Genomic DNA, 24,547 nt, shown 5'->3' on the forward strand with positions numbered 1-24,547 from the left:
TAAATTCTAAATTTTAAATTCTAAATTCTAATTTACCATCCCGGGTTTTGCACACAACCGGCCGTTTGCACCTCCTCACTCCGAATAGGCCAGAAATAGTCTCGCGGTGCAACAAACTTATTGCCGGAATAAACCACCACCGGGCCTCGTCCATTATTATAGAAACTATTAGCATTATTCCCTATCACATTCCACCCCAAGGATTTCTCGTTAAATTCGACATTGGCAATTTTCCAACGCCGCACGTTCCAGAATCTGTATCCCTCAAAAGCAAACTCGATGTTCCATTCTTGACGGATGATATTTCGCATTCCAGTCTTCGTTTTCACTCTACCCGGGTCCTTGGCATTCTTCCAAGCTTCCTCTACATCCGGAATTCCTGCCCGTTTTCGCACCACGTTCAAATATTTGTACACTTCCGCATCAGGAGCTTGTTTACACTCATTCAGAGCCTCGGCTGCAATCAAATACATCTCTGCCAAACGGAAAATAGAAGCCGGTCTTTCTCCCAAACTCCCTAAACCACTTTGATGGCCGAGAAGAGTCGCCCTCGAAGAAGACCATTTTTTCAAATAGTAACCGGTAATGTTTTGCGGACCGGTAGCGGACAAACGTTTTTCATTCAATCCCCATCCTTCACCTTGATAAACTTTCATCAAATAGACATTGTTTGCACCAGTACCCAAGCGCCAATAACAACGATCGGCAGCGATAGTAGCATAAAAACGGGGTTCACGGCGACGATGAAGGTTTAATACAGGTTCGTTCAAAACAACCACATCAGTATACTTCGGGTCGGTCTCCACGCTAAGAGCATAAGGATTTCCACCCCCTACCCACTTCAAATCCTGATCGATGGGTAAACCATTCTCCGTGTAGAACATCTCTACCATTTTCATGCTTGGCGTCAAACAAGCTCCCGGCAACGTATGGTTCGAACCGTCATCAAAATTAGGCAAGGTATAGTTAAATAACCCGTCTCCCTGCTGTAGCCTAATCATATACAACACCTCGTCACTCAACCACCCAAACGTCTGAATGGATCTCTCTATATCAAGCATATAACCCTGTAATTCCGTATTAGCAGAATTGCCACTCACCAAGTTCGCTGATCCTGTTTCGGAACAATAATTAATTAAATCAATAGCAGCCTGTGCAGCCCGCTCCCATTTTTGAGGATCAGCCGTAGAACTGAACAAAGGTTCTCCTTGTTTATTTTTGAGATTTCCGTAATCGGGATTACCATTGAAAAGATCAGAAGCCTGGTAGCATAATGCCCGCGCTTTCAATGCCATAACAGCCTCTTTATTGAAATATCCACGTCGCTCACTCTGTTTCGCATTGCAGGAGGGAAGTAAATCGACCACCTCATCACAAAGACTCACGATGTAATTGAAACAAGTATCCACGTGAAGACGAGGTAACTTCAATGTTTCGACATCCTGATTCGGATCAAATTGATCCGGCACAATCATTACCGGGCCGTAGCGACGTACCAGCTCGAAATAATAAAAGGCCTTTAGCGCAACCACTTCCGCTTTCCATTCCTCCTTATCTTTATCCGGCAAATTATATACATTGTCTATACGGGTAATAAAATGATTACAAATCACGATTTGCGTGTAAAAATCTTTCCGGCAAGGCACACCATTAGCACTGGTTATATTAAGCCACGTGTCTCCATAAGGATCTAACACGTTCTGCATACCGCCAATAATATCCAATCCTTCCGGATGATAATAAAGTGTATTTCTCATGTAATTGTCGGCAACTAATTCATCTGACCCAGTGTGAGTCACATCATCCCACCGGTCATAAAGGTCTTGCATATAGGCATAAGCACTTTTCAGCCACACGTAAGCCTGATCATAAGTCTCGAATTCCGAATCGATGGTTGCGATATCCTCCTCCGGCACCACATCCAACCAACTGTCACAAGACGTGAACAGTAAAAACGGAAGTAATAAATAAGATAATAAATGTTTCATTTTATCTCTGTTTTTTAATTAGAAGCTAATATTAACACCCATAGCGTAGGTCTTTTGAATAGGGTAATTAAACCCGTTTCCTCCTAATTCCACATCCCACAATTTAAAATTGGAGATCAAAAAAGGATTGTTGGCACGAGCAAAGAATTTCACGTTCTGCATCCGCAATTTTTTGCGGAGTCCCAATGGCAAGTTATACGCCAGTTCCAACGCCGTGCAACGTAAAAAACGACACTCCCGCATAAAATAGGTGGAACGGCGATCATCCGTGTTATTCGCACTCCAATCTTCCTGCTTGTTATAAACAGTGATGTCCTGCACGGAAAGACGGGGCCAGAAGGGGCGGTTATCCACATTTTTCTCCGTCCAATGGCTCTCGTAAATTTCCTTCAGCATCGCATGGTCCTCCACAAATGGAGACAAGGCTTTCGGATTAATAAAGAATCCTCGCTTACCAGATCCTTGGAACGAAAAGTTAAACTCCCAGTTCTTGTAATTGATAAAACCGCTGAAACCATACACCATCCGCGGAGTTTCCGGGAAACCGATATGTACCGCATCATTCACATCAATCGTCCCGTTTCCATCCACGTCCCGGTAACGAATATCCCCCGGCATGATACCAGTATTTGCTTGTGGCGAGTTATCGATCTCCGCCTGATCTCGGAATAACCCTTCAGCAATATATCCTACCCGCTGAGAAAGCTCGTACCCTGTTTTCAACTGCCAATACGGTTTATCCTTTGCCTCTTCCAACTCCTTGTAAACCGCCTTGTTATAAGTAAAGGTTCCGTTTAGGATAATCCAAAAATCATTACTGAAAGAGTGTTGCACTTTAGCAGAAAGATCCAAACCTCGAGCCCGAATTTTACCCAAATTGTCCAGTGGGTTCACTTCCACCCCCACCTGAGCAGGAATAGTAACTCGTTGTTCGATAATATTATGACGTATCTCTTGATAAAGATCAAGGTTGACTTCCAAAATATCCTTAAAAAAGCGGGTCTCCAAACCGAGATTTAACTGCTCGGACACCTCCCATTTCACATCCGGGTCACCATAATTTTTAACCTCTTTACGGCTTAATTGCTGCTGTGATCCCGGTTCCGGGTCCATATAACCTGGCCCTCCAATAATTTCCGGCATATACACGAAACGAGGGTCTTTGATGATTCCGTCGTTACCGACCTTCCCCCATGAACCTCTCAACTTTAGGAACGAGATCCATTTATTGATACCTCCCTGCATAAAATTTTCCTTAGAAATAATCCAGGCTCCGCTGACAGCCGGGAAAAACCCCATTCGATTATTTTTAGTAAAACGCTCAGAACCATTATACCCAAAGCTCGCCTCTACAAAGTAACGATCTAAGAATCCGTAACTACCACGCATGGAAAAACTCAAGTTACGTTGCTCGAAACTACCAAACAAATCACTCACCGGAGCAGAATTAGCTTGTAGTGCCTGAAATACAGCCGTCAACGATGTCTGGTGCAAAGTTGCATCAACCCCACCCCAAGCTGCGGTATGCAGCATACGACCTTCATACACCAATTGCGTGGAAGAAGTCGAGGCAGATCCTCCCTGATAAGGCTTTTGCAAGGTCCGTCGTCCATTCGACAACAGCGTCAATTTATGTTCTCCGGTTTCAAAATCATACCCCCCATTTTCTGCATCCATCGCATAATAAAAAGGTCTGAACTCAAAAGCATTCATCTCGTACCCGGTTTTTGACAAAGAGGCACTCGCTCGTAATTCCAATCCCTTCACCAATCCAGATAAATTATGGATATACTCTAATTTAGTCGTCGCACTATAACGGCTCCGATCTTGATAACCACTCTGTATTTGAGCGTATGGATTAAGGGCAACGCCATTACCTTTCCTCACACTCCCGAAACGTAAATGCGGCCAACCATGTTCGAAATCACCCGGATAAGTAGGGGCAAAATTTACTGGTGAAGCATTGAATGCATAAGCATAAGCAGTTTGTACTTCAGAGCGAGGTCCATGATATTTATCGTAATTTATATTCGTATAGACCAACATTCTGATACCGGAACTTAAATTTACATTCAAGTTGATACGCGATGAAAGCGTGGAATTCTTAATGTTCACTTCAAACTGATTCAACCGATCGGTTTTCAACATTCCCTGGTCACGTACATAATTGACAGAAGCATAATATTGGACTGTTTCGGACCCACCCCGAACATTCACCCCCACACGATGGTTCACGGAATAATCTTTGAACAGGACCTTAAACCAGTCGTTAGCAGGGTACACCCAAGAGGGATAATCTTTACTACCCGTGCGTTCGATACGATTCAAGGAATACTGGGGAGTAGCACCCGGATTTCGCGCCAACAACGCCTCATTGTACATCCGCATATAAGTTTGAGGATTCACCACTTCGATTTTATCCGTCGGCATAGAAGCTACTGCCTCGTAACGTACAGAAGTATATACACTCCCGGCTTCTCCCTTTTTTGTTGTCACGATAATAACCCCATTTGCACCGCGTGCCCCGTACATCGCTGTTGCCGACGCATCTTTTAACACGGAGAAACTCTCAATATCCTCTGGAGCCATACGTGCCAAATCCAAACGGGAAGATTCCACCCCGTCAATCAACACTAAAGGTTCTGAGGCTCCGTTAGAAGAACTGATACCCCGAATGTAGAACTTGGTGTTCATTTCCTCTTCAGTCAATGCACCAGGAGCACCACCCGTCTGCCAACCGATGATTCCGGCAATTTTACCGGTAAGAGCGGAAGTCAAATCACTACTAGACGATTTCAAATCCATCGGGCGTATGGTAGTAATGGCACTCGTTACACTCTCTCTTTTTTGCTTACCGAAGGCCACAACCTGCACTTCGTCCAATTTTTGCTCCTCGGGATTCAAACGTATATTCACTTTCGTTTTCCCTCTCGGCTCCACTATCGACGTTTTGTAACCGATAAAAGAAACCCGTAAAGCATCTGTCGTTCTCACGTTAATCACATAATATCCGTCCATGTTCGTGACTACACCATTTGTAGTTCCCTGAATCAACACGGTAGCCCCGGGGACCGGATTCCCGTTTTCGTCAACCACCCGACCAGTAATCTCGGTCAACTTCACGTCCGGTAGTTTCCGCAGCGTGATCACCACGTTTTTGTTCACGATCTCAAAACTAAAACGTGTTCCATCCAGACATTTTGTAAGAATCTGTTCTAAAGTCACATTCTTAAAAGATTCGGTAATCTTTTTCGTCTCATTTTTTACGTTCTCGCTGTTGTACGTGAACTTGTAATCGCTATTTTTTCCAAAATAATCAAACACCTCTGTTAAAGAGGCATTTTTAAAATCCACGGTAAATTTCGGGACTTCTTGAGCCACAACAACACCTATATTGCCTATGATAAACAAAGACAACAAACTCAGGAATCGTTTCAAAAACCTGTCATTCCCAAAAATACACTCTCCAAAAGTGTAACAAATCGGTTTTTTCTTCATAAATTTGCTTTTAATTATTCAATTAATGAGTAACAAATAGGTAAAGGGAGTGAAGGCTCTTTGCCTATTTTTCTTTTATAATGATTAAATCACCTATTCTCGTGTAATGGAAATCACCCGTACCTGCCAAAATCTGCAACACACTATCCACATCCGAATACCTTTCCACCATTGTCGTGTAGGGAATATTTTCCAAAGCAGAGTTCTCAAAACGACATTCACACCCGTACCAATTCTCCAGCACGTCTGCAATTTCCCGTAACGGAGCCTCCCGGAAGGCAAACATGTTATCCATCCAACTCGTGTAATATCTCGTATCAACTACCTGCACTCGTATTTTCCCAACCCCGGTAAGCAAAGCTTGTTGCCCAGCGCATAATTCCACGCTATCCAACATTCCATGTTTCATTCTCACACGCCCTTCCACCAAGGTCGTAACACACGAATTTTCTCGGGCGTTCACGTTAAAACTTGTTCCTAACACACTGATCTCGGAAGAGATCGTTTTCACCACAAAGGGATGACCGTGATCTTTTGCCACATCAAAATAAGCCTCCCCTTTCAAATACACAACCCGCTGGTTTTCAACGAACGTATTCGGATATCGCAATTCACTCCCAGCATTCAGCCACACGAGACTACCATCGTACAAAACCACCTTTATATTTCCTTGTTTTGAGGTCGTCAACACGTTGTATTCTACTTCTTGCTCGGGAACAGATTGTACGTCCCGCTCACTTTCCTGCGGTTTCAAAGTCTCCTTATTTCCCCCCATCTTCAAAGACTCTTGTTTTACAGAGTCCTCCAGATAAACCACCTTTCCCGCCGTGGTCACTAATGTCGCAAAAGGTTCCATCTTTCCTTTTGATACGGAAGAAAGTAACACCTGCCTCACCGGCATCTTTTCTTCCTTTTCCATCAAACCCCAAAGCACCACTCCCACCAATAACACGGCCGCAACACCCGAAACATACTTCATCAAACGTACTCGTTTCTTTTTCCTGATCCGATCATCCACGTTCTTAAAAGGTACCTTGGTATCCACATTATACATATCTGCCACCCCCTCGTAAAGATGGTCAGCCTCCCGAAGCTCCATGAATAATTTCCGGTTCCTCGGTTCCAAACACCATGCCTCCAACAATTCGTCCTCGCTTTTTGAGGTCTCTCCCCGAAGAGATTTATAAATCAAATCACTAATTTCGATATCCTTCCGTATCCTTTTCATGAATATACTTTTTATCTATTAACAAAAACATGCAACCAACAGCGAAACCAATATCAGAAGGCACTGGTTATAATCCGACAAATGGACTTTCAAATCCTTATATGCCTGTTTTTTATGCGTTTTCACCGTATTAATACTCAGAGATAATTCTTCCGAGATCTCGTCATAGCTATACCCTTTCATGCGTAACAACATGATCTCCCGTTTCACATCCGACAGTTTATTGATCTCTTCCAATATTCTGGCTTTCAACTCATGCTCGATAACCAGATGATCGATAGAAACTTCATCGACAAAAACATCTTCCAATTCTTCCATATTCCGTTCCACCTTATGATCCCGAATATAGTTTAAGGTCTTATTTTTCAGACAACTGTATAAATAAGATTTAAACGATATCATATCCGGAAAACGATATGCTTTTTCCCACATATAGAGAAAAGCTTCTTGAGTAATATCCGCACTAATGACCTCATCCCGGAGTAACTTTAGCGTGAAAGCATAGGCCCGGGGATAGAACATATTAAAAATAGCCTTGAAAATCTGAGTATCTTTCAAGTCTATTTCTGACGTTTCTATTTGAATTTTTTCTACAACCATTATTTAATTATTAGTGCCTTTTCCCCTAAAGCACGAAAACGCCATAAAAGGGGTGAGGCAAATATGACTTTTTTTACAGAATATGATTATATTTTTCACAAACCACTTGTAAAATGTGAAAATTAGTAACAGAAAACGAATATACTAAATAATCCTTACCTTTGCTGAAAACAATAATCTAGAAACAGAGAACATTATGCAAATAAAGAGTATTCAACCCGTATATTTTTCACCGACTCATACCTCTGCAAAAATCGTTACGACGATTGCAGAAGGAATGAATATTATAATAAATAAAGAGATTGATTTAACTTACCCGTTCGCAGATCAAAAAACAATACCATCGGACACACTCACAATCATCGGTGTTCCAACCTATGCGGGGAGAGTAGCCCCAACGGCATTGGAAAGGCTACAAAAAATAAAAGGAGATAACACCCCGGCTATCATTGTTGTTCTTTATGGAAATCGGGATTACGAGGATGCCTTACTTGAATTACGGGACACCGTGAAACAACTGGGTTTTATCCCTGTTGCCGGTGGAGCCTTTATCGGGGAACACTCGTATAGCACGGAGGAATTTCCCACGGCAGCCGGACGTCCCGATGTATCCGACATACAAATAGCGGTCGAATTCGGAAAGAATATTATAAAGCAACTGGATCAATATACCGATATAACAAAAGTACCAGCTTTACAGGTAAAAGGGAATTTCCCGTATAAAGAGAATAAACCTAAAACTCCGGCAACCCCGATCACCATTGACGAACTGTGTACACAATGTCAATATTGTATCGAAATCTGTCCCGTTGAAACCATCGAATTAAAAGAAGAGATCGTGAGCGATCCCGAAATTTGTATTAAATGTTGTGCTTGCGTGAAGGAATGTCCTAACGGAGCCAGAGTTTTCAACACTCCTTTTTCAGAATTTCTCTTCAAGAACTTCCACGAGAGAAAAGAACCGGAACTTTTCTACCCAACTCGCTAAAGTATTTCTTGATTTACGATTTATGATTGGCTATTTTTCAATCATAAATCGTAAATCAAAAATCATTCAGTCTTTCAGTGCTTCTTCCACAAACTTTTGGATAAAGTCCACCGTTTTGTGTACTCCCAATAGACCTGAGTCAACAGATAGATGGTAAGACGATGCCACTCCCCACTCTTTATCTGAGTAGAAATTATAATAATTCGGACGAGTTTTGTCCATCTTGCGAATCAACTCACGGGCTTCCTGTTCCGATATATGTTGACGATTCATCACTGTCTTCACGCGTTCTTCTATATCTGCATGAACAAACACGTTGATACAACGTTTATTGTCACGCAAGATGTAATCGGCACAACGTCCCACGATCACACAGGAATGTTCGCCTGCCACCTTACGAATCACGTCCGACTGGATTTGAAAAAGCTTATCATTAGAAAGAAAATCATTGTACTGGAAGGGCCCAAAGGTAAATCCGGCAGCAAAAGCCTGTAACAAGTTTCCGGAATTCTTTTCATCCGCCTTCTCGAAAAACTCCTGACACAAACCGCTTTCTTTCGATGCGAGGGAAATTAATTCCTTGTCATAGAAGGTAATCCCGAAACGTTTTGCCAACTCTTGTCCGATCTCTTTACCACAACTTCCGAATTGGCGGCCTATTGTAATAACAAATTTATTATCCATATTTTGATCTTTTAAATCTATTCTTCTACAAAGCTATCGATTTTTTTTGAACCTGTAACCCGCCATAATATAAATTTCTTCATGCTTTCAGATGTTTTAGTTGCCATCTTAACATACAGGCCGCCACGATCGTCGCGATGGCATCCGCAACCGGCATACTCATCCAGACTCCGATCGTTCCCCAAATGGATGGGAACACCAATAATGACGGGATCAAGAATAGCAACTGTCGTGTCAACGACAAAAAGATCGCCTTCTTGGCCATCCCGATAGATTGGAAGAAACTGGATGTCACCATCTGGAAACCGACAACCGGGAAGAATAGTAACACGATACGCAGACCTTCCACGGCAATATTAGTTAAAGTTTCGTCCGATGTGAAAAGGTAAATCAATGGCCGGGGAAAAATCTGTCCCGCCAGAAAACCGACTGTCGTAACAGTCACACCACAAAAGATGGTATATTTCAATACCTGAATCAAACGGTCGAACTGCCGGGCTCCAAAATTATACCCCGCAATAGGCTGCATTCCTTGGTTAAATCCCATCACGATCATGATAAACAAAAAGACGATCCTGTTTACAATACCATACGCCCCGATAGCCAAATCCCCTCCATACGTTTTCAAACTCTTGTTGATCAAGATCACAACAAAACAAGCACAAAGATTCATCAAGAAAGGAGATAACCCGATGGCCAACATTCCTCCCACGATCTGACGTTTCAACCCGAAGATTCCACGTTGGAAATGTAAAAAACTCTTTTTCCTTGAAAAATGGTGGATTTCAAACCCTAAAGCAATAACCTGTGCGGCAATGGTTGCCAAAGCTGCACCCCGGATTCCCCAGCCGAAACCTAAAATAAACAAAGCATCCAACCCACAATTCACGATAACAGCCGTCAAAGTAGCAGCCATCGCTTTTTGTGGATAACCCGAAGCTCTTAAAACCTCGTTCAACCCCATATAAATATGCGTGACGAGATTTCCCGCCAAAATCACCTGCATATATTCCCTTGCATAAGGTAACGTGTCCGGACTCGCCCCGAAAAAGAGCAATATCGGATCAAGGAAAAGCAATGCCACGGTCATAAATACCAAGCCGATAATCCCGTTCAGCATCACCACGTTCCCCAAAACATGAGTAGCACTCTCCTTGTCTTTCTGTCCCAATTTAATAGCAACCAACGTCGATGCCCCTACCCCCACCAACGACCCGAAAGCCGCTGCCAGATTCATAAACGGGAATGTAATAGCCAATCCCGCAATCGCCAATGGTCCCACTCCATGACCGATAAATATACTATCTACCATGTTATAAAGTGAAGAGGCCGTCATGGCAATAATCGCCGGGATAGCGTATTGCATCAACAATTTTCCGATCTTCTCGGTACCTAAAACTAAAGGTGCGGTATCTCTTGTATCAGTCATTCCAATCTCCGTTCTCTTTTATTAATTGTTTCAATGCCTCAATGGCTTCTTCCTCCGGCACGGCCACACGCACCATCTCTTTTCCCCGGAATAGATTCACTTTCCCGTTTCCGGCACCCACATAACCATAGTCCGCATCCCCCATTTCACCGGGTCCGTTCACGATACACCCCATCACGGCAATCTTCAAACGACTCAGATGAGCAAATGCTTTCTTTACTTTCGCCACGGACTCCTGCAAATTATATAATGTTCGCCCACATCCGGGACAACTGATAAACTCTGTTTTATAACGACGCACTCCTGCCGATTGCAATATATCCTGACTCAAATGTACCCCGTAGAACATATCCGGAATACCGGGACATGACAACCACAAGCCATAAACCAGTCTGTCAAGGAATAAACCACCCAGATGAGCTGCCATCCACAAACTCAACCTGTTGGAATCCGACTCGTCAAACATGGCCCGTACAATTACCCGGTTCATTATCCCTAAACGTTTCAACTCTCCCAAGTACAAACGATACAAAGTGCTAGAAGGACGCTCAAGATTCAACACCACGATCGCATTTTTCTCCCGTTCCAACTTTTCGGCAAGCTCGGTATTTATCACTTCCACGTCGCGCACTTCCACGACAATACCATCCCCCTCCACGGGTTTCGATAGCCGGACGAAATCTTTGGCATCAATCAAGGCGACCGCCTTACGATTATACACGTGGGCAATATCCAGACTATCAAAAGGAACGACCACGGTCACGGAATCCGGTAATTTCGTCAACTCCGGTCCCAATGCCTCCGTGTAGATCATCTCCGGAGACCGCATCCCACCTTGCAACATATCGCCATACACGGGATCATTCTCTGTCGCCACGTGAAAATCCAGACCGGCCATCACAGCCTCGTCAAGACATTCCACCTTAGAAATATCCGCTACAATCACGGGATGAGAGTAATGCCCTTCCAAATGAATCGGTTCCGTTTTCAAATCCTGTAAACAACAAATCTCATTTAAAAGATTCGCCACGGGAATCTCCTGTTCCGGTTCCTCAGTCAAGGATACCCGGATCGTATCGCCTAATCCTTCATTTAATAAAGTACCTATACCCACGGCAGAACGAATTCTTCCGTCCTCTCCTTCTCCGGCTTCAGTCACTCCCAGATGCAACGGGTAATCCATCCCCTCTTTCTCCATCTCCTTCACAAGCAGACGCACTGCCTCAACCATCACCCGGCAATCACTCGATTTCAAGGAAATCACGACATCATCAAATTTCACGTCCCGGCACACCCGCAGGTATTCCATGGTTGCCTCCACCATTCCGGCAGGTGTATTCCCGTAACGGCTCATAATCCGGTCAGACAAAGATCCATGATTCGTACCTATCCGCACCGCCGTCCCGTATTCCCGGCACACGTCCAGAAATGCCGTGAACTTTTCACGCAAACGCTCTAACTCCGCGGCATATTCCTCGTCCGTATAAGTCAATGTTTTGAAAGTCGCCCGTTTATCCACAAAATTCCCCGGATTGATACGTACTTTCTCCACGTGTCTGGCAGCCTCAATCGCCGCCTCCGGGTTAAAATGAATATCCGCGGAAAGCGGAGTCGTGTAACCTCTCCGACGTAGCTCCGCGTGAATATTTTCCAGATTTTTAGCCTCCTTTATTCCGGGAGCCGTAATCCTCACCAACTTTCCTCCCGCCTCGATAATCCGTATAGCTTGTTCCACACAAGCTTCCGTATTCATCGTATCGGTATTTAACATGGATTGTACCAAAACCGGATACTCCGATCCAATATATATTTCTCCAATCTTAACTTGTTTCGTAGATCGACGCTTCATAATAATTGAAAATTGAAAATTGAAAATTGAAAATGATTACACTTTCTGACTTTCAATTCAAGATATTAATTGCTTTAAATTCTGAAGGTTACGTTTATTCGTAATTTCTTTTCCTTCCGGGGTGTAAAGATAATCGATTTCTTCTTTAAATCGGTCATAAACTTTAGCTCTTACGACTTTCATGGTCGAATTTATCATGCCATTCTGTTCGTTCAGCGCCTCCGGTAACACGGCCACGACGGCAGGCAGCCACCTTTCCGGAAATAAATGAGCGTGTTTCCCACCTACCCGGTAAGCCATCAGCTCACTCTGGATCTTTTTCAACATAACCCGGTAAGCATCCATAGAATCCGATTCAACATCCTGTTTCTCGATATACTCCCGTAACGCCATTTTATTCGGGACAATCAACCCGGCGGTGTACGGGGATTGATTATTATATAATATACAATAATCTATATATTTCGACTGTTCGGCAATGGTCTCCTCGATTCCTTCCGGGCTGTATTTCTCTCCGTCATTCGCGATCAGTAAGGATTTGAAACGCCCCAGCACGTACAACCAGCCATCGGGATGTAAATACCCCAAATCGCCTGTATGCAGCCAGCCGTCCACGATCGTCTCGGCCGTACTCTTCTCGTTTCGCCAGTATCCAGCCATCACATTTCCTCCTCTTATCCACAACTCCCCTTTTTGTCCTTGAGGTAATTCCTGTCCTTCCTCATCACAAACTTTCAAATCAATCGGTTTTACCAATATCCCGGAAGAACCGAAACGATAACGCCCGGGGGTGTTCGAGCTGATCACGGGAGAGGCCTCCGACAAACCATACCCTTGAAACATCGGAATTCCCAAAGCCGCATAGTAACGCTGTAATTCAATATCCAGCAAGGCTTCACCGCCCACGAAAAAACGAAGGTTCCCGCCAAATACCTGTTTCCGAAGTTTAGAGAATAAAAGAGAATCCCACAATTTCACCAAAGGTTTCAGCAACGCCCTCCATCCTCGTCCCCGATCGTCCCCAAAACCATTATATGTATAAGCAATCTTCAATCCCAGATGATAAAACCGATCTGTAAAACGTCCTTTCGCTTTGATCCCCGCCTCGATATTCTTGCGGAAATTTTTCGCCAAGGCAGGTACGCTCAATAATATATGAGGTTTCACTTCCTGCAAATTCACCGGGATATTACGCAAATACTCCATTCCCGACTGCCCGTAATCGACAGAAACCAGCGAGGCCCCGTTATACATAAAAGAGTAAAGCCCTACCGTATGGGCAAAACTATGATCCCATGGTAAAAACAATAATATCCGATAATATGCCGGGATTTGTATCAAGGAATCTGATTGCAACACGTTCGTCACGTAATTCCGGTGGGACAACATGATTCCTTTCGGCTCCGCCGTCGTCCCCGAAGTATAAGAAATATTTACCAGATCATCCTCCGTCACGGCATAAATCCGGTCATTCAGCAACTCCTTGTGTTCTCCCCGCCAAATCTCCCCTTCTCGTTGTAACAACTCAAAGGACACGTATTTACCTTCATTTATATCTGAATGTATCACGATAATCTTTTCCACCCCTCCGATTCGCCCTTCAATTCCCCGAACTCGATTCAAAAAGTTTGCGGACACGATCAAAAAACGAGCTTGAGAGTGTTCCACCCGAAAAACAATTTCGTTATCCGTCAACTTTATGGATAGCGGCACATTCACGCCTCCGGCGTATAACATCCCCAATTCCGAGTACACCCAAGCATTACAGCCTTCGCTTAACAATGCAATCCGGTCTCCCCTGTCCATTCCCAATTGGCACAAAGCACCCGCGAAGTTCAATGCTTCTCGCTTTACCTCCATATATGATGTAGCCGCAAATTTCCCGTTTTTCTTTTCCCATAAATAAGGATTATCCGGAAACTTTTCGCAACTTCTTTCAAATAAATCTATAACCGTCTTCATATCTTTCATCATTCCCACAAAGCTAACAAAGAATTTGGAAATTCTTACGAAGAAAACCGACCATTCGTTACCGTAAGGAACTTTTCATTCTAGATCTGTCGGGAAACAAATCCGGAAATGGTAGCTCTCTACAATGAATTCAATTCCCAAGACTTGGAAATCATCAGTATTTCTCTGGATAGCGATAAATCCGAGTGGCTGGAAGCCATTGAATAAGACTGTTTACTATGGCCTTATCACGGTTCCGAACTAAAATCATCGCTATCAACCTGAAAGGTGAATCCCTAAAACAAAAAAGCAAAGAACTGATGAAGTAAACACCGCCAAAGGCCTGCATTGTAACCTTATCATCGCATTTCCCGTAAAATCAAATTCACCAAAAATCGAAAGCCATGATAAGAGCATTAATCCTGGCTATCGTTCTTTTCCTTATCGGAACAACGATAGCAATAAATAATTATATCAAAACTCAAGACCAAGTACCCTCGTCAAAGGAAGTGTTTCAACCGGATGAATTCCATATCCCCAGTTTTACACACAATACGCCCTCTCTCGAATATCATTCATTATAAGCAAGATAATTATTGCATAATTTGTGCAGTACTTTTTATGCTACACAAATTACGCAATGACTTTTAAGAATAACAAGAGGTTTAATAACATTTACGCTTTCTTCGCATCCAACCGACGTACCACTTTCCCGTAAATAATCAGGGCCACGGCTGATACCAAAGCAATTGCCGCAAAGTAATACCAGATGTAATGCGCATTTGCAGAGGCAGCCATCCAATCGGCCTCGCTACTATATAATTCACGGGCAGGGCAATATTTACTCAGCAAGAACCCGGACAACCCGAACCCGAAAATGGATGACAAAAAGGAGTGTAGATGACTAAAACCCAAATACATTCCTTCTTCTCCCTTCGGCGCTTGTAAAGAGAAATATTCCAAAAAACGAGGAGAAATAAACACTTCTGCCAATCCCTGGAACACGATTCCCACGATCATCATAAACGCCACCGGATGCAATCCAAGAATCTCACCACCGCCCAACATATTCCCGGAGGCCATACACAAAGCCGAGATCGGCATGATGAACATACCACAAGTCATGGAGAACAAAGCTGACTTTTTACGCATCAGCGAAGTCACCAGATTCACCGTCAACACGACCACCAAAGGATTTACGTTAGCATACCAACCGATAGCACTTGCCTCTCCCGCCAAACGGGTCACGTATTTCGGCATCGTGGCATACAACTGATGTTGTACCATCCAGAACCCGGTAATAATCAAGATCAAAACAATCAACCGTCCGTTAGTACAAACTTTCACCAAAGCCGTCCATATCTGCCCGAAAGTCTTTCCCTCCCCGGCGTGTTTATCACTCTTGTAAAACAAATAAATCGCAATCAACGCGAGAAAAGTCATTCCCGCGGAGAAATAATTCAACACGATCATCCCCTCATGCCCCATAGCATCACGTAACGGGGTGACAAGAACCTTTCCGGAGAAAGCTCCGATATTCACCATTCCGTAAAAAATAGCAAACCCTCTTGCCCGATTTTTCTCGTCCGTCTCTTTGGCCACCGTACCGGAAATCACACTCTTGATGAATGATCCTCCCACGATAATCAGAATCATGATCGGAATAATCCCGTAGCGATAACCGCTTTCCTGCAATCCCGTAAACTTTGTCACGTAACCATACTCAACCAATCCCGTCGAGGCCAGAAAATTCGGGAATAATCCCAATCCCAAATAACCTAACGACAATAAAGTAAACGCCAATAACATTGACTTACGAAAACCGATCTTATCGGCAAGCGCACCCGAAAATGTCGGCAATAAATACAAACAAGCGGAAAAAACTCCCGCGATAGTGGCCGCCTGAATATCCGTAAATCCCAAGACGTTACTCAAATATAACGTGATCACGACGAACACCCCGTAATAAGCGGCACGCTCTAACAATTCTACCGTGTTGGCAACCCAAAACGCTTTACTAAACTTTACTTTCTCTTTCTTTTCTGTTGTCACACTCATACTATTAATTTATTACTAACATTTACACACGCCGACAAAAATAATATTTTACAATTGAAAATGAAGAAAAGTTTAAAGTAATGTAGAATTTAGAGTTTAGAATGAAAAAGATTCCGTGATTGCCGATTCGATGATTGGGTGATTAAAATCACTTAATCGAAAATCATTAAATCACTTAATCGATAGGAGCTAAAATCCAAAACCTAAAATTAATAAATCACTTGTTCGTCCAGTTTTTCCCCTTTCAACGCATCGTCCGAATACACGTGTAAACTGTGAGCCGTATCGCTTAAACAGGTAATCCGGTGAATATGATTGTTGAATTTACCGGCCTCACCGATAGCATATAACCCGTGAATATCGCTAATTGTCATCTCTTGAACCAGACGGATCCCCTCTTTAAAAGGTTCAAAAACCTCAACCAAAAATTCCCCATCGGCAAACGTGTAACCAGCAAACTGGGGATGAGCATGAATGGCCGTACGGTTTCCTTTCTTCCACGACATCACGATAGCCTCCCAACCGGATTCGTCCCTGCCAATATAATTCCGCATGTAGGTCTCATCCGAAAAGCGATCAAAAGAATCCAACGGGTGATTTTGCACAAAATCCAGCACATACGACTTGATCTGTTCTCCCACGCCCTCGCAGATCGGCCCGGAATGTACGATATTCAACAAACCACCCATAAAACTTTCATATCCGGCAACCATACACGGAGTCAAGTCAAAATCTTCTTGCAATATCTTATTCATACTATTCTTCTTTTTTACCGCATACAAACATACACGATTTCCTGGCTCCCCGCTTGTGTATATATACTTACTTCACAAGGTAAAAAATACGTAATATTTTTATAATTCGATGTTATTCGCTAATTTCACGGTCTAATTGAAACAGAATTCGTAAAAGATGAAAACAATATTCGTCACGTTACTTGCATTTATATTACTTCTTCTTTCTTGTATTAAAGACGAAAAAGAAGATGTCATAAATTACATCGAAGAAAACGACAAATTACCGGAATTCACCGTGAAAAACGCAACCGGAGAAGAACTTCATAGTGAAGATTTATCGGGAAACACAACCCTGTTGGTTTTCTTCGTTACCACCTGTGGCGATTGCAAGCGGGAACTCCCGAAGATTGACAGCGTGTGGAATGAACTGAAAGACCAGCCCACCTTCCGACTCGTCACCATCTCCCGCGGGGAAACAGCCGAAGTCGTCAACGCTTTCTGGAAAGAACAAAACTTCACGATGCCGTTCTACCTTGACCCGGACGAAAAAGTCTTTTCCCTTTTTGCCAATAGCACCATTCCCCGAGTCTATCTCGTCAACCGGGACAACATCGTGACCTGGATGGCCGTTGAGCAAATGAACCTGTCAACTGAACAACTCATTCAAAAAATAGAACAATTGATCAATAAGGTTTTGTAATTTTTCTCTTTCAACAAAATAAATTATTCCTATTTTTGTACAAAACACGGGGATATGATATGAGCGTCAGTGATGCACAAATAATAGCTTTACTACAAGCCGGGAAAAAACAAGGCATGAATACCTTATTCGAACGGTATTATAAACCTTTAGTCCTATTCGCCAATACTCTGCTTCATGATTTACCAGAGGCAGAGGACATTGTACTAGAACAATTCGTAAAAATATGGGAAAAGGAACTTTACAGACACATTCATCCCCATGCTCTTTCCACTTTTCTTTTCACTATTGTAAAAAACGCTTGCATAAACCAAATAGCCAAACAAGGATTATTTACAGAACAATTAGATTTACCTCATTATTCTATTGCCGAAGAGGAATCCAATCAACTAGACGAAACTGCCATCGAAACAGTCTTGACTGCTGTTCGGAAACTTCCTGAAAAAACACAACGTGTTGTTCAATTAGTCATGTGCCAAGGATGTACATACCAAGAAACGGCAAATAAATTAGACGTCTCCATCAATACTGTAAAAACATTATTGAAAGCAGGAATGAAAGAATTACGATCTGAATTAAAAGGATATAAAAAAATATTCCTTCTTTTCATGTTATTTCCTCGAAAGTTTCAACAAAACTCCTTCTAATCATCTATTTATCAGGCACATATTTTTTTCTTTCAATTTTTTTCCAAATTCATTCACCCGCCCAAACCAAAAATCTGTTTAACTAATAAAAGTTACATGGAAAGATGGAAATAAGCGATAACATATTTCAAGCCATTCAAGCATGTTGGAGAGGAAAAGCCTCACGGGAACAAATAGAACTCGTTCAAAGCTGGTTAAACACAAGCGAAGAAAATAAAGAGCTATTCGAAAAATTAAGCCGGACCCATTACCAACTGACATACGCCCAAACATGGGAACAGATTGATTCCAAGAAAGGAAGAGAAAAATTAAACTCCCGACTAATAAGTAAAAAGAAATCTATTCATTGGAAACACTTCATATCAGGAGTTACAGCAGCTTGTCTGTTTCTTTTTGCCATAATAAAATTCATTTCTTATGAACCTCTTCCCGAGAAAACAACAATGGACCTAGCCCAAGTAAAAACCGGTAGTCCCAAAGCCACTCTTATCCTTAATGACGGGAAAAAAGTTCTATTACACACGAACAATAACTTCGAGCTAGAAACTAAACATACTATCATCAAAGACGAAGAATCTTCCGGATTAAAATATGAAATTACCGATTCTTTTGCGACACGGGAATTAGATGAAGATATGGAATTCAATACCCTTGTTGTTTCTCGTGGCGGAGAATATATTCTTACCTTATCTGATGGAACGAAAGTATGGTTAAATTCTGAAACAGAATTAAAATACCCCGTCCGATTCATGGGTAATACACGGGAAGTCCACGTGAAAGGGGAGGCTTATTTTGAAGTAAAAAAAGACTCCCTTCACCCTTTTATTGTACACACACCACACACGAACACAAAAGTACTCGGGACATCATTCAACGTCAGTGCCTACGAGGACGAGGAGCTTACAGCCATAACCCTCGTTCAAGGAAAAGTCGAGGTTTACAACCAGAACGAGAAATGTATCTTAGAGCCAGGTTGGCAGGCTGTTTCCAACAATATTTCCGAAGAAATGAAAAAACAACAAGTAAATATTACCAGTTATGTATCTTGGAAAGAAGGGATGTTTGAGTTTTACGATATGCCGCTGGGACAGCTAATTGTTCAACTTAGTCGCTGGTACGATGTAGACTTCTTTTTCGTGAATGAAACGACACGTCAATTCAAATTTACAGGAGCCATAAAGCGAAGTAACACTCTAAAATTCATGCTTGAATTCATAGAGAAAACTTCAAATGTCTATTTTAAAGTAAACGGAAATGTAATTCAAGTATTTCAGAAATAAAAAGACCGTCAGGTGTTCGCACCACCTTTCGGTCCAAATCAAGTTTTATTAACTTAAAGTACAAATGTATGAAAAAAAATCCACTCACAGGGTTCGTTTTTATAAAAAATGAACGTTGGAAATTATTCTTAGCTATGCGACTGACAATTGTATTTTTATTTTGTTTCATGCTAGGAGGAAATGCGACAATAATGGCACAATACCGCCTAAACATGAAAATGGGAGAAACCACTTTCGAAGAGTTGTTTCAGGAGATCCGTAAACAAACCGGCTGTATCGTTATGTACAATAATGACATGTTGAACAAAAACGAAAAGGTCGATGCAAATTTTGGAAAAATCGAACTGGAAGAACTACTCGAAAAAATACTTTCAGACAAAGGCCTAACCTTCGAAATCAATCGGGAATTTGTAATTTTAATGAAGGCCCCTCAGAAAAGGGAAGAACAAAAAAAAGTTACTATAACCGGAATCGTGAAAGATAAACAAGGTGAATCGCTGATTGGAGTAACCGTATTAGTCAAAGGAACATCTATCGGTGCTGTTACAGATAGTCTAGGAAGATATAAAATAACTTTACCTGAACAGCAAGATCTAGTGCTAATATTCTCGTTCATCGGAATGCAATCAAAAGAAGTGAAAATAAACAATCAAAAGGAAATAAACGTAACCCTAGAAGAAGACATAGAAACTTTGGAAGAAGTCGTAGTATCCACGGGATATTATAACCGTAAAAAAGAAAGTTACACGGGAGCCACAACCTCTTTTACCGGAGACAAATTACGCATGGTATCTTCCGGCAACGTTCTATCCACACTCTCCGTACTAGACCCGTCATTCAAACTACTGGATAATATTGAAATGGGTAGCGATCCGAACACTATTCCAGAATTTACAATCCGAGGTGGAGGAAGTCTGCAATCGGAATACGAAAATTCACCCAATATGCCAACATTCATCCTAGACGGATTCGAAGTCAATGCTGAAAAGATTTTCGACCTAGATCCCAACAGGGTAGCCTCAATCACCATATTAAAAGATGCCGCCGCAACAGCCATATACGGATCAAGGGCATCAAACGGGGTAGTCGTTGTTGAAACGGTAGAACCACAAGCTGGTAAATTACGATTAAATTATACCTTTTCCGGAGATTTTTCGTTTGCAGATTTAAGTGTCTATGACCTAATGAATGCCACCGAGAAACTGGAATATGAACGTCTGGCAAAATTATACACTCACTCCAACATCGAAATGGGAGACCGATATACAGATCTTTACAATCAAAGATTAAAATGGGTACAAGAGGGTATTGATACAGACTGGCTCAGCAAACCGATAAAAGATCTGGGATTCGGGCACAAACATTTCTTATTAATAGAGGGTGGTGACTCGTCTATCCGTTACGCTCTTTCCGTAAATTACAACAAAACGGATGGAGTTATGAAAAAATCAGGAAGAAGGACCGTAGGAATTGGAAGTAAATTACAATACAACTATAAAAACTTGCGTTTCATCAATGACCTGACATATTCTAACGTGAAGGGTACAAACTCTCCTTACGGTTCATTCACGACCTACACTTATCAAAATCCTTATTTCCATCCGTATGATGAAAACGGGAATGTGAAACAATATCTCTACGAACCGACTCTTGACGGAGATGTACTCGTAACAAACCCGTTATACAATGCTGCCAAAAAAACTCGTAATGAATCCACGTATAGCGAATTTAACAACAATTTTTCGATAGAATGGAATATCATGGAGGGAATGACTTTACGCGGGAAATTCTCCTTAAACAGCAAACAAGAAAGTACCGACGATTTCAAACCGGCTACACACACGGATTTTGCAACGACACAATACAAAGGAAGCTACCAGAAAGGAGAACAAAAAACATTCACGTATGATGCAAACATTGTGTTCAACTATGCCCGCTCATTCATGAAACACAATATAAATTTAGCAGCAGTTTGGAATGTAAGAGAAAGTAACATCGATAGTTATTCTGTTACGGCGGTAAATTACCCCAATGAACAAATGGACCATTTTGGTATGGGAACAGCTTTCCAAGACGGAGCCAAACCTGCAGGAGACTACGAGGTAAGTCGTTTAATGGGATTTGCTGGAAATGTCAATTACGGCTGGGATAATCGCTATCTATTAGACCTTTCCATCCGGACAGATGGCTCCTCTGTATACGGGGCAAATCAACGCTGGGGGACATTCGGTTCTATCGGAATTGCCTGGAATATACATCGTGAAAAATGGTTTGAAAACTCTCGTATAGTAAATAACTTAAAATTACGAGGGTCTATTGGAAGTACCGGAGGACAAAATTTTTATCCTTTCCAGTCCATCCGTATGTTCTCCTACAAAGACGATTTAGTGGACGGTATTACTTACAACGGTAGCATCGGCGCATTATTAAAAAGTTATGGAAACACTGATTTGAAATGGCAGAAAAACCTAAAACGTAACATAGGGCTAGACTTTGCCCTTTTCACAAGTCGCTTGTCCGGTTACGTGAATTTTTATAAAGAGGATTCCAAAGCCTTGCTAATCGATGTTCTATTAGCACCCTCAACAGGTTTTGATTCATACAAAGACAATCTCGGGGAAGTCGAAAACCAAGGAATTGAAACAAACATTCGGGGATCTGTAATCCGGGACACGGGCAAGGAACTACAATGGGATTTATTTGTCAGCCTGATGAGTAACCGGAATCGACTCCTAAAATTAAATGATGCTTTGGCCGCTTACAATCGTATGCAAGATGATAAGGTAAATAATGCCGATGATGACCAAAAAAGTAATCGCCCCGTGGTCCGCTATCAAAAAGGGAAATCCATCAATGCCATTTGGGCTAATGAATCATTAGGAATAGACCCGAATAGTGGACAGGAAATTTTCCTAGACCAACAAGGGAATAAAGTGGATAAATGGAGTACGGACAATTATAAGCCCTTGGGTTGTACAGATCCCGACGTGGAAGGAAGTTTCGGTACAATGTTCATGTACAAAGGATTCCAACTCAATGCCTTTTTCAAATATAGCATCGGGGGCGACATATATAACCAGACATTAGTTGACAAGGTTGAAAACGTCAACCCCAAAAATAACGCCGATCGTAGAGTCTTATATGATCGTTGGAAAGAAGCAGGAGATATCGCCCGTTTTAAAGCGATCGACAACACGGAAACCACGATGCCGACCTCACGTTTTATAGAGAAAGAAAACTACGTACAACTTTCTTCTTTAAGTGTCTCGTATCGTTTCCCGGTAGAAAAATTACGCCGTCTCGGAATGGAATCATTGAAAGTAACGGCCATCGGTAATGATATATTCCGAGCATCGACAGTGAAAATGGAACGAGGAACAGTTTATCCTTTCGCTCGTACCTACACACTCTCCTTGCAGGTTACTTTTTAAACAATGTAATAAATAAAGATACCAAAGTTATGAAAAATATGAAAATCATAATTATCGCCCTTCTCACTTGTTTAACTATGAGTTCATGCGAGAAATGGTTCGATGTATCCCCAAAATCAGACGTGAAGTCGGATGACCTGTTCAAAGATGAAAATGGCTTTTGGGATGTATTGACCGGGGTTTATTCGATCATGGTTACCCCATCGGCTTACGGTAGGGAACTGTCCTTTGGGTACTTGGATGTAATGGCTCAATATTACGATAAAATCACGAGTCAGACACATAACTATTATAAAACAAAAGGATATGATTATACGGATACACAAGAAGAAACTCGTCTAAAATCTATTTGGAAAGGACATTACAAAGCCATTGTCAACTTAAACGTACTATTGGAATACGCTGATAAAAACAAAAACGTATTTGCTTCCGAGCAACACTATCGAGTCGTAAAAGGAGAAGCATTCGGATTGCGTGCATTTCTACATTTCGACTTGTTACGCCTATTCGGCCCCTCGCCTGCCGACGGGTTGGAACAACAAGCTATACCTTACGCAGACACTTACACGAACGTGGCTCAAGCCGCCCTTCCTCTCGGCTCTTTTGTAAATCGGGTCACACAAGATCTGGATTCTGCCCGAATCATGTTAGCTAATTCCGATTGGTTCGGACCGGCATATCAACAACTCTACGAAAAACGTGATTCCACACAAAAAGAACGTCACAGCCGCATGAATTACTTCACGGTAGCAGCATTACAAGCCAGAGCGTACAATTACATAGGAGACAAAGAAAACGCCTTGAAAGCAGTTCATGAAATCATAAATGAAAATACGAAAGAACCTATGGCTCCACTAAGCCTGACAACTTCTGCCAGTGAAAACGACCGATTATTTAAAAATGAAATCCTGTTCCGGTTGAATATTGAAAAGCTAGAGGATGACATCTCTTCATATTTCGGAGAAAATGCAATTGCTTACGGGGTTAGTTCAAGTGCCACTGCATTATGTTTCACTGCCACGAAAGTCTCAAACCTGTACCAAGCTGTTTCGGCCGGAGATGATGACTATCGCCTGAAATTATGGTTCCAACCTACTGATGTCAGCTCATCTTGGATGCCGGCTAAATATAAAAATGCGAAATATATTCCTATCGTAAGATTATCCGAAGTATATTTAATTGCAGCAGAATGTGCCTCCGGAAACAATGGCCTAGCATATCTAAATAAAATCCGGGCACACCGGGGATTGGTAGCTTTAGAAAACATTACGGACCTAGATGCTGAAATTGCCAAAGAGTACCAAAAAGAATTTATTGCTGAAGGACAAATGTTCTTTTATTACAAACGAATGAACCTAGGGCGCATCGGGGTTTTCAGCAACGTGAACCTGACAGATAAAAATAAAGTGTATCAGCTTCCCGTTCCTACCGACGAATTGGACTACGGGAACATGTAATCAAAATAACTTTTAAATGAAAA

Annotated in this window: 17 protein-coding genes; 7 read left to right on the forward strand and 10 right to left on the reverse strand. The window is 42.1% G+C overall.

From position 1 onward, the window contains the following. Nucleotides 1-32: 32 nt before the first annotated feature. From AB5542_RS08765 to AB5542_RS08780, 4 genes are all read right to left on the reverse strand, one after another. Nucleotides 33-1,988, reverse strand: coding sequence for a RagB/SusD family nutrient uptake outer membrane protein (locus tag AB5542_RS08765; RefSeq protein WP_118303984.1), 1,956 nt, complete (start codon nt 1,986-1,988; stop codon nt 33-35). 18 nt (nt 1,989-2,006) lie between these two features. Continuing rightward, nucleotides 2,007-5,486 carry a TonB-dependent receptor gene (locus AB5542_RS08770; RefSeq protein ID WP_279037168.1) on the reverse strand — a complete coding sequence of 1,160 codons (3,480 nt, stop codon included), beginning with the start codon at nt 5,484-5,486 and terminating at the stop codon, nt 2,007-2,009. 64 nt (nt 5,487-5,550) lie between these two features. Continuing rightward, the gene (locus AB5542_RS08775) at nt 5,551-6,714 is read right to left on the reverse strand and encodes a FecR family protein (RefSeq protein WP_087421540.1); all 1,164 of its coding nucleotides are present in this window, start codon (nt 6,712-6,714) and stop codon (nt 5,551-5,553) included. 18 nt (nt 6,715-6,732) lie between these two features. Next, nucleotides 6,733-7,314 (reverse strand): RNA polymerase sigma factor, encoded by a 582-nt coding sequence (locus AB5542_RS08780; protein ID WP_087421539.1) that lies wholly within the window; start codon nt 7,312-7,314, stop codon nt 6,733-6,735. 196 nt (nt 7,315-7,510) lie between these two features. Between AB5542_RS08780 and AB5542_RS08785 the strand changes: the two genes are divergently transcribed. Then, the gene (locus tag AB5542_RS08785) at nt 7,511-8,302 is read left to right on the forward strand and encodes a 4Fe-4S binding protein (RefSeq protein ID WP_278365860.1); all 792 of its coding nucleotides are present in this window, start codon (nt 7,511-7,513) and stop codon (nt 8,300-8,302) included. Between the two features lie 66 nt (nt 8,303-8,368). Here AB5542_RS08785 and AB5542_RS08790 read toward each other — a convergent pair whose 3' ends face one another. The 4 genes from AB5542_RS08790 to AB5542_RS08805 form a co-directional block, all read right to left on the reverse strand. Next, nucleotides 8,369-8,986, reverse strand: coding sequence for an AAA family ATPase (locus AB5542_RS08790; RefSeq protein ID WP_151412228.1), 618 nt, complete (start codon nt 8,984-8,986; stop codon nt 8,369-8,371). 79 nt (nt 8,987-9,065) lie between these two features. Further along, nucleotides 9,066-10,415, reverse strand: coding sequence for an MATE family efflux transporter (locus AB5542_RS08795; protein WP_279037167.1), 1,350 nt, complete (start codon nt 10,413-10,415; stop codon nt 9,066-9,068). Beyond that, a complete protein-coding gene (gene ispG, locus AB5542_RS08800) occupies nt 10,408-12,264 on the reverse strand; it encodes a (E)-4-hydroxy-3-methylbut-2-enyl-diphosphate synthase (protein ID WP_279037164.1) in 1,857 nt (618 codons plus the stop codon). Before ispG ends, AB5542_RS08795 begins: the two co-directional genes overlap by 8 nt. A 57-nt stretch (nt 12,265-12,321) precedes the next feature. Beyond that, nucleotides 12,322-14,238 (reverse strand): AMP-dependent synthetase/ligase, encoded by a 1,917-nt coding sequence (locus tag AB5542_RS08805; RefSeq protein WP_410521631.1) that lies wholly within the window; start codon nt 14,236-14,238, stop codon nt 12,322-12,324. A gap of 380 nt (nt 14,239-14,618) precedes the next feature. Here AB5542_RS08805 and AB5542_RS08810 point away from each other — a divergent pair, with 380 nt between their 5' ends. Further along, nucleotides 14,619-14,798, forward strand: coding sequence for a hypothetical protein (locus AB5542_RS08810; RefSeq protein ID WP_279037163.1), 180 nt, complete (start codon nt 14,619-14,621; stop codon nt 14,796-14,798). A 91-nt stretch (nt 14,799-14,889) separates the two neighbouring features. On the opposite strand, the gene AB5542_RS08815 is transcribed toward AB5542_RS08810, so the two are convergent. Together AB5542_RS08815 and AB5542_RS08820 are read right to left on the reverse strand one after the other, a co-directional pair. Further along, a complete protein-coding gene (locus AB5542_RS08815; protein ID WP_118304038.1) occupies nt 14,890-16,266 on the reverse strand; it encodes an MFS transporter in 1,377 nt (458 codons plus the stop codon). Between the two features lie 215 nt (nt 16,267-16,481). Next, the gene (locus AB5542_RS08820) at nt 16,482-17,027 is read right to left on the reverse strand and encodes a cysteine dioxygenase (protein ID WP_279037161.1); all 546 of its coding nucleotides are present in this window, start codon (nt 17,025-17,027) and stop codon (nt 16,482-16,484) included. A gap of 157 nt (nt 17,028-17,184) precedes the next feature. Here AB5542_RS08820 and AB5542_RS08825 point away from each other — a divergent pair, with 157 nt between their 5' ends. The 5 genes from AB5542_RS08825 to AB5542_RS08845 all read left to right on the forward strand — a co-directional run bounded on the left by AB5542_RS08825 (nt 17,185) and on the right by AB5542_RS08845 (nt 24,524). After that, a complete protein-coding gene (locus AB5542_RS08825) occupies nt 17,185-17,709 on the forward strand; it encodes a TlpA family protein disulfide reductase (protein ID WP_279037159.1) in 525 nt (174 codons plus the stop codon). Nucleotides 17,710-17,768: 59 nt separating this feature from the next. Next, nucleotides 17,769-18,356 (forward strand): RNA polymerase sigma factor, encoded by a 588-nt coding sequence (locus AB5542_RS08830; RefSeq protein WP_270544456.1) that lies wholly within the window; start codon nt 17,769-17,771, stop codon nt 18,354-18,356. A 104-nt stretch (nt 18,357-18,460) separates the two neighbouring features. Continuing rightward, nucleotides 18,461-19,636 carry a FecR family protein gene (locus tag AB5542_RS08835; RefSeq protein WP_118260441.1) on the forward strand — a complete coding sequence of 392 codons (1,176 nt, stop codon included), beginning with the start codon at nt 18,461-18,463 and terminating at the stop codon, nt 19,634-19,636. A 68-nt stretch (nt 19,637-19,704) separates the two neighbouring features. Next, the gene (locus AB5542_RS08840) at nt 19,705-23,067 is read left to right on the forward strand and encodes a SusC/RagA family TonB-linked outer membrane protein (RefSeq protein ID WP_279037158.1); all 3,363 of its coding nucleotides are present in this window, start codon (nt 19,705-19,707) and stop codon (nt 23,065-23,067) included. Between the two features lie 29 nt (nt 23,068-23,096). Next, the gene (locus AB5542_RS08845) at nt 23,097-24,524 is read left to right on the forward strand and encodes a RagB/SusD family nutrient uptake outer membrane protein (RefSeq protein WP_087421531.1); all 1,428 of its coding nucleotides are present in this window, start codon (nt 23,097-23,099) and stop codon (nt 24,522-24,524) included. The last annotated feature ends 23 nt before the right edge of the window (nt 24,525-24,547 follow it).

The organism is Butyricimonas sp. RTP31003st1_G1_RTP31003_210430, from assembly GCF_040920905.1.
GTDB lineage: Bacteria > Bacteroidota > Bacteroidia > Bacteroidales > Marinifilaceae > Butyricimonas > Butyricimonas paravirosa.

Bases quoted from the DNA above. Each gene is read 5' to 3' on its own strand.
- AB5542_RS08765 (WP_118303984.1), bottom strand. From the start codon at position 1,988: ATGAAACATTTATTATCTTATTTATTACTTCCGTTTTTACTGTTCACG.
- AB5542_RS08770 (WP_279037168.1), bottom strand. From the start codon at position 5,486: ATGAAGAAAAAACCGATTTGTTACACTTTTGGAGAGTGTATTTTTGGG.
- AB5542_RS08775 (WP_087421540.1), bottom strand. From the start codon at position 6,714: ATGAAAAGGATACGGAAGGATATCGAAATTAGTGATTTGATTTATAAA.
- AB5542_RS08780 (WP_087421539.1), bottom strand. From the start codon at position 7,314: ATGGTTGTAGAAAAAATTCAAATAGAAACGTCAGAAATAGACTTGAAA.
- AB5542_RS08785 (WP_278365860.1), top strand. From the start codon at position 7,511: ATGCAAATAAAGAGTATTCAACCCGTATATTTTTCACCGACTCATACC.
- AB5542_RS08790 (WP_151412228.1), bottom strand. From the start codon at position 8,986: ATGGATAATAAATTTGTTATTACAATAGGCCGCCAATTCGGAAGTTGT.
- AB5542_RS08795 (WP_279037167.1), bottom strand. From the start codon at position 10,415: ATGACTGATACAAGAGATACCGCACCTTTAGTTTTAGGTACCGAGAAG.
- ispG (WP_279037164.1), bottom strand. From the start codon at position 12,264: ATGAAGCGTCGATCTACGAAACAAGTTAAGATTGGAGAAATATATATT.
- AB5542_RS08805 (WP_410521631.1), bottom strand. From the start codon at position 14,238: ATGATGAAAGATATGAAGACGGTTATAGATTTATTTGAAAGAAGTTGC.
- AB5542_RS08810 (WP_279037163.1), top strand. From the start codon at position 14,619: ATGATAAGAGCATTAATCCTGGCTATCGTTCTTTTCCTTATCGGAACA.
- AB5542_RS08820 (WP_279037161.1), bottom strand. From the start codon at position 17,027: ATGAATAAGATATTGCAAGAAGATTTTGACTTGACTCCGTGTATGGTT.
- AB5542_RS08825 (WP_279037159.1), top strand. From the start codon at position 17,185: ATGAAAACAATATTCGTCACGTTACTTGCATTTATATTACTTCTTCTT.
- AB5542_RS08830 (WP_270544456.1), top strand. From the start codon at position 17,769: ATGAGCGTCAGTGATGCACAAATAATAGCTTTACTACAAGCCGGGAAA.
- AB5542_RS08835 (WP_118260441.1), top strand. From the start codon at position 18,461: ATGGAAATAAGCGATAACATATTTCAAGCCATTCAAGCATGTTGGAGA.
- AB5542_RS08840 (WP_279037158.1), top strand. From the start codon at position 19,705: ATGAAAAAAAATCCACTCACAGGGTTCGTTTTTATAAAAAATGAACGT.
- AB5542_RS08845 (WP_087421531.1), top strand. From the start codon at position 23,097: ATGAAAAATATGAAAATCATAATTATCGCCCTTCTCACTTGTTTAACT.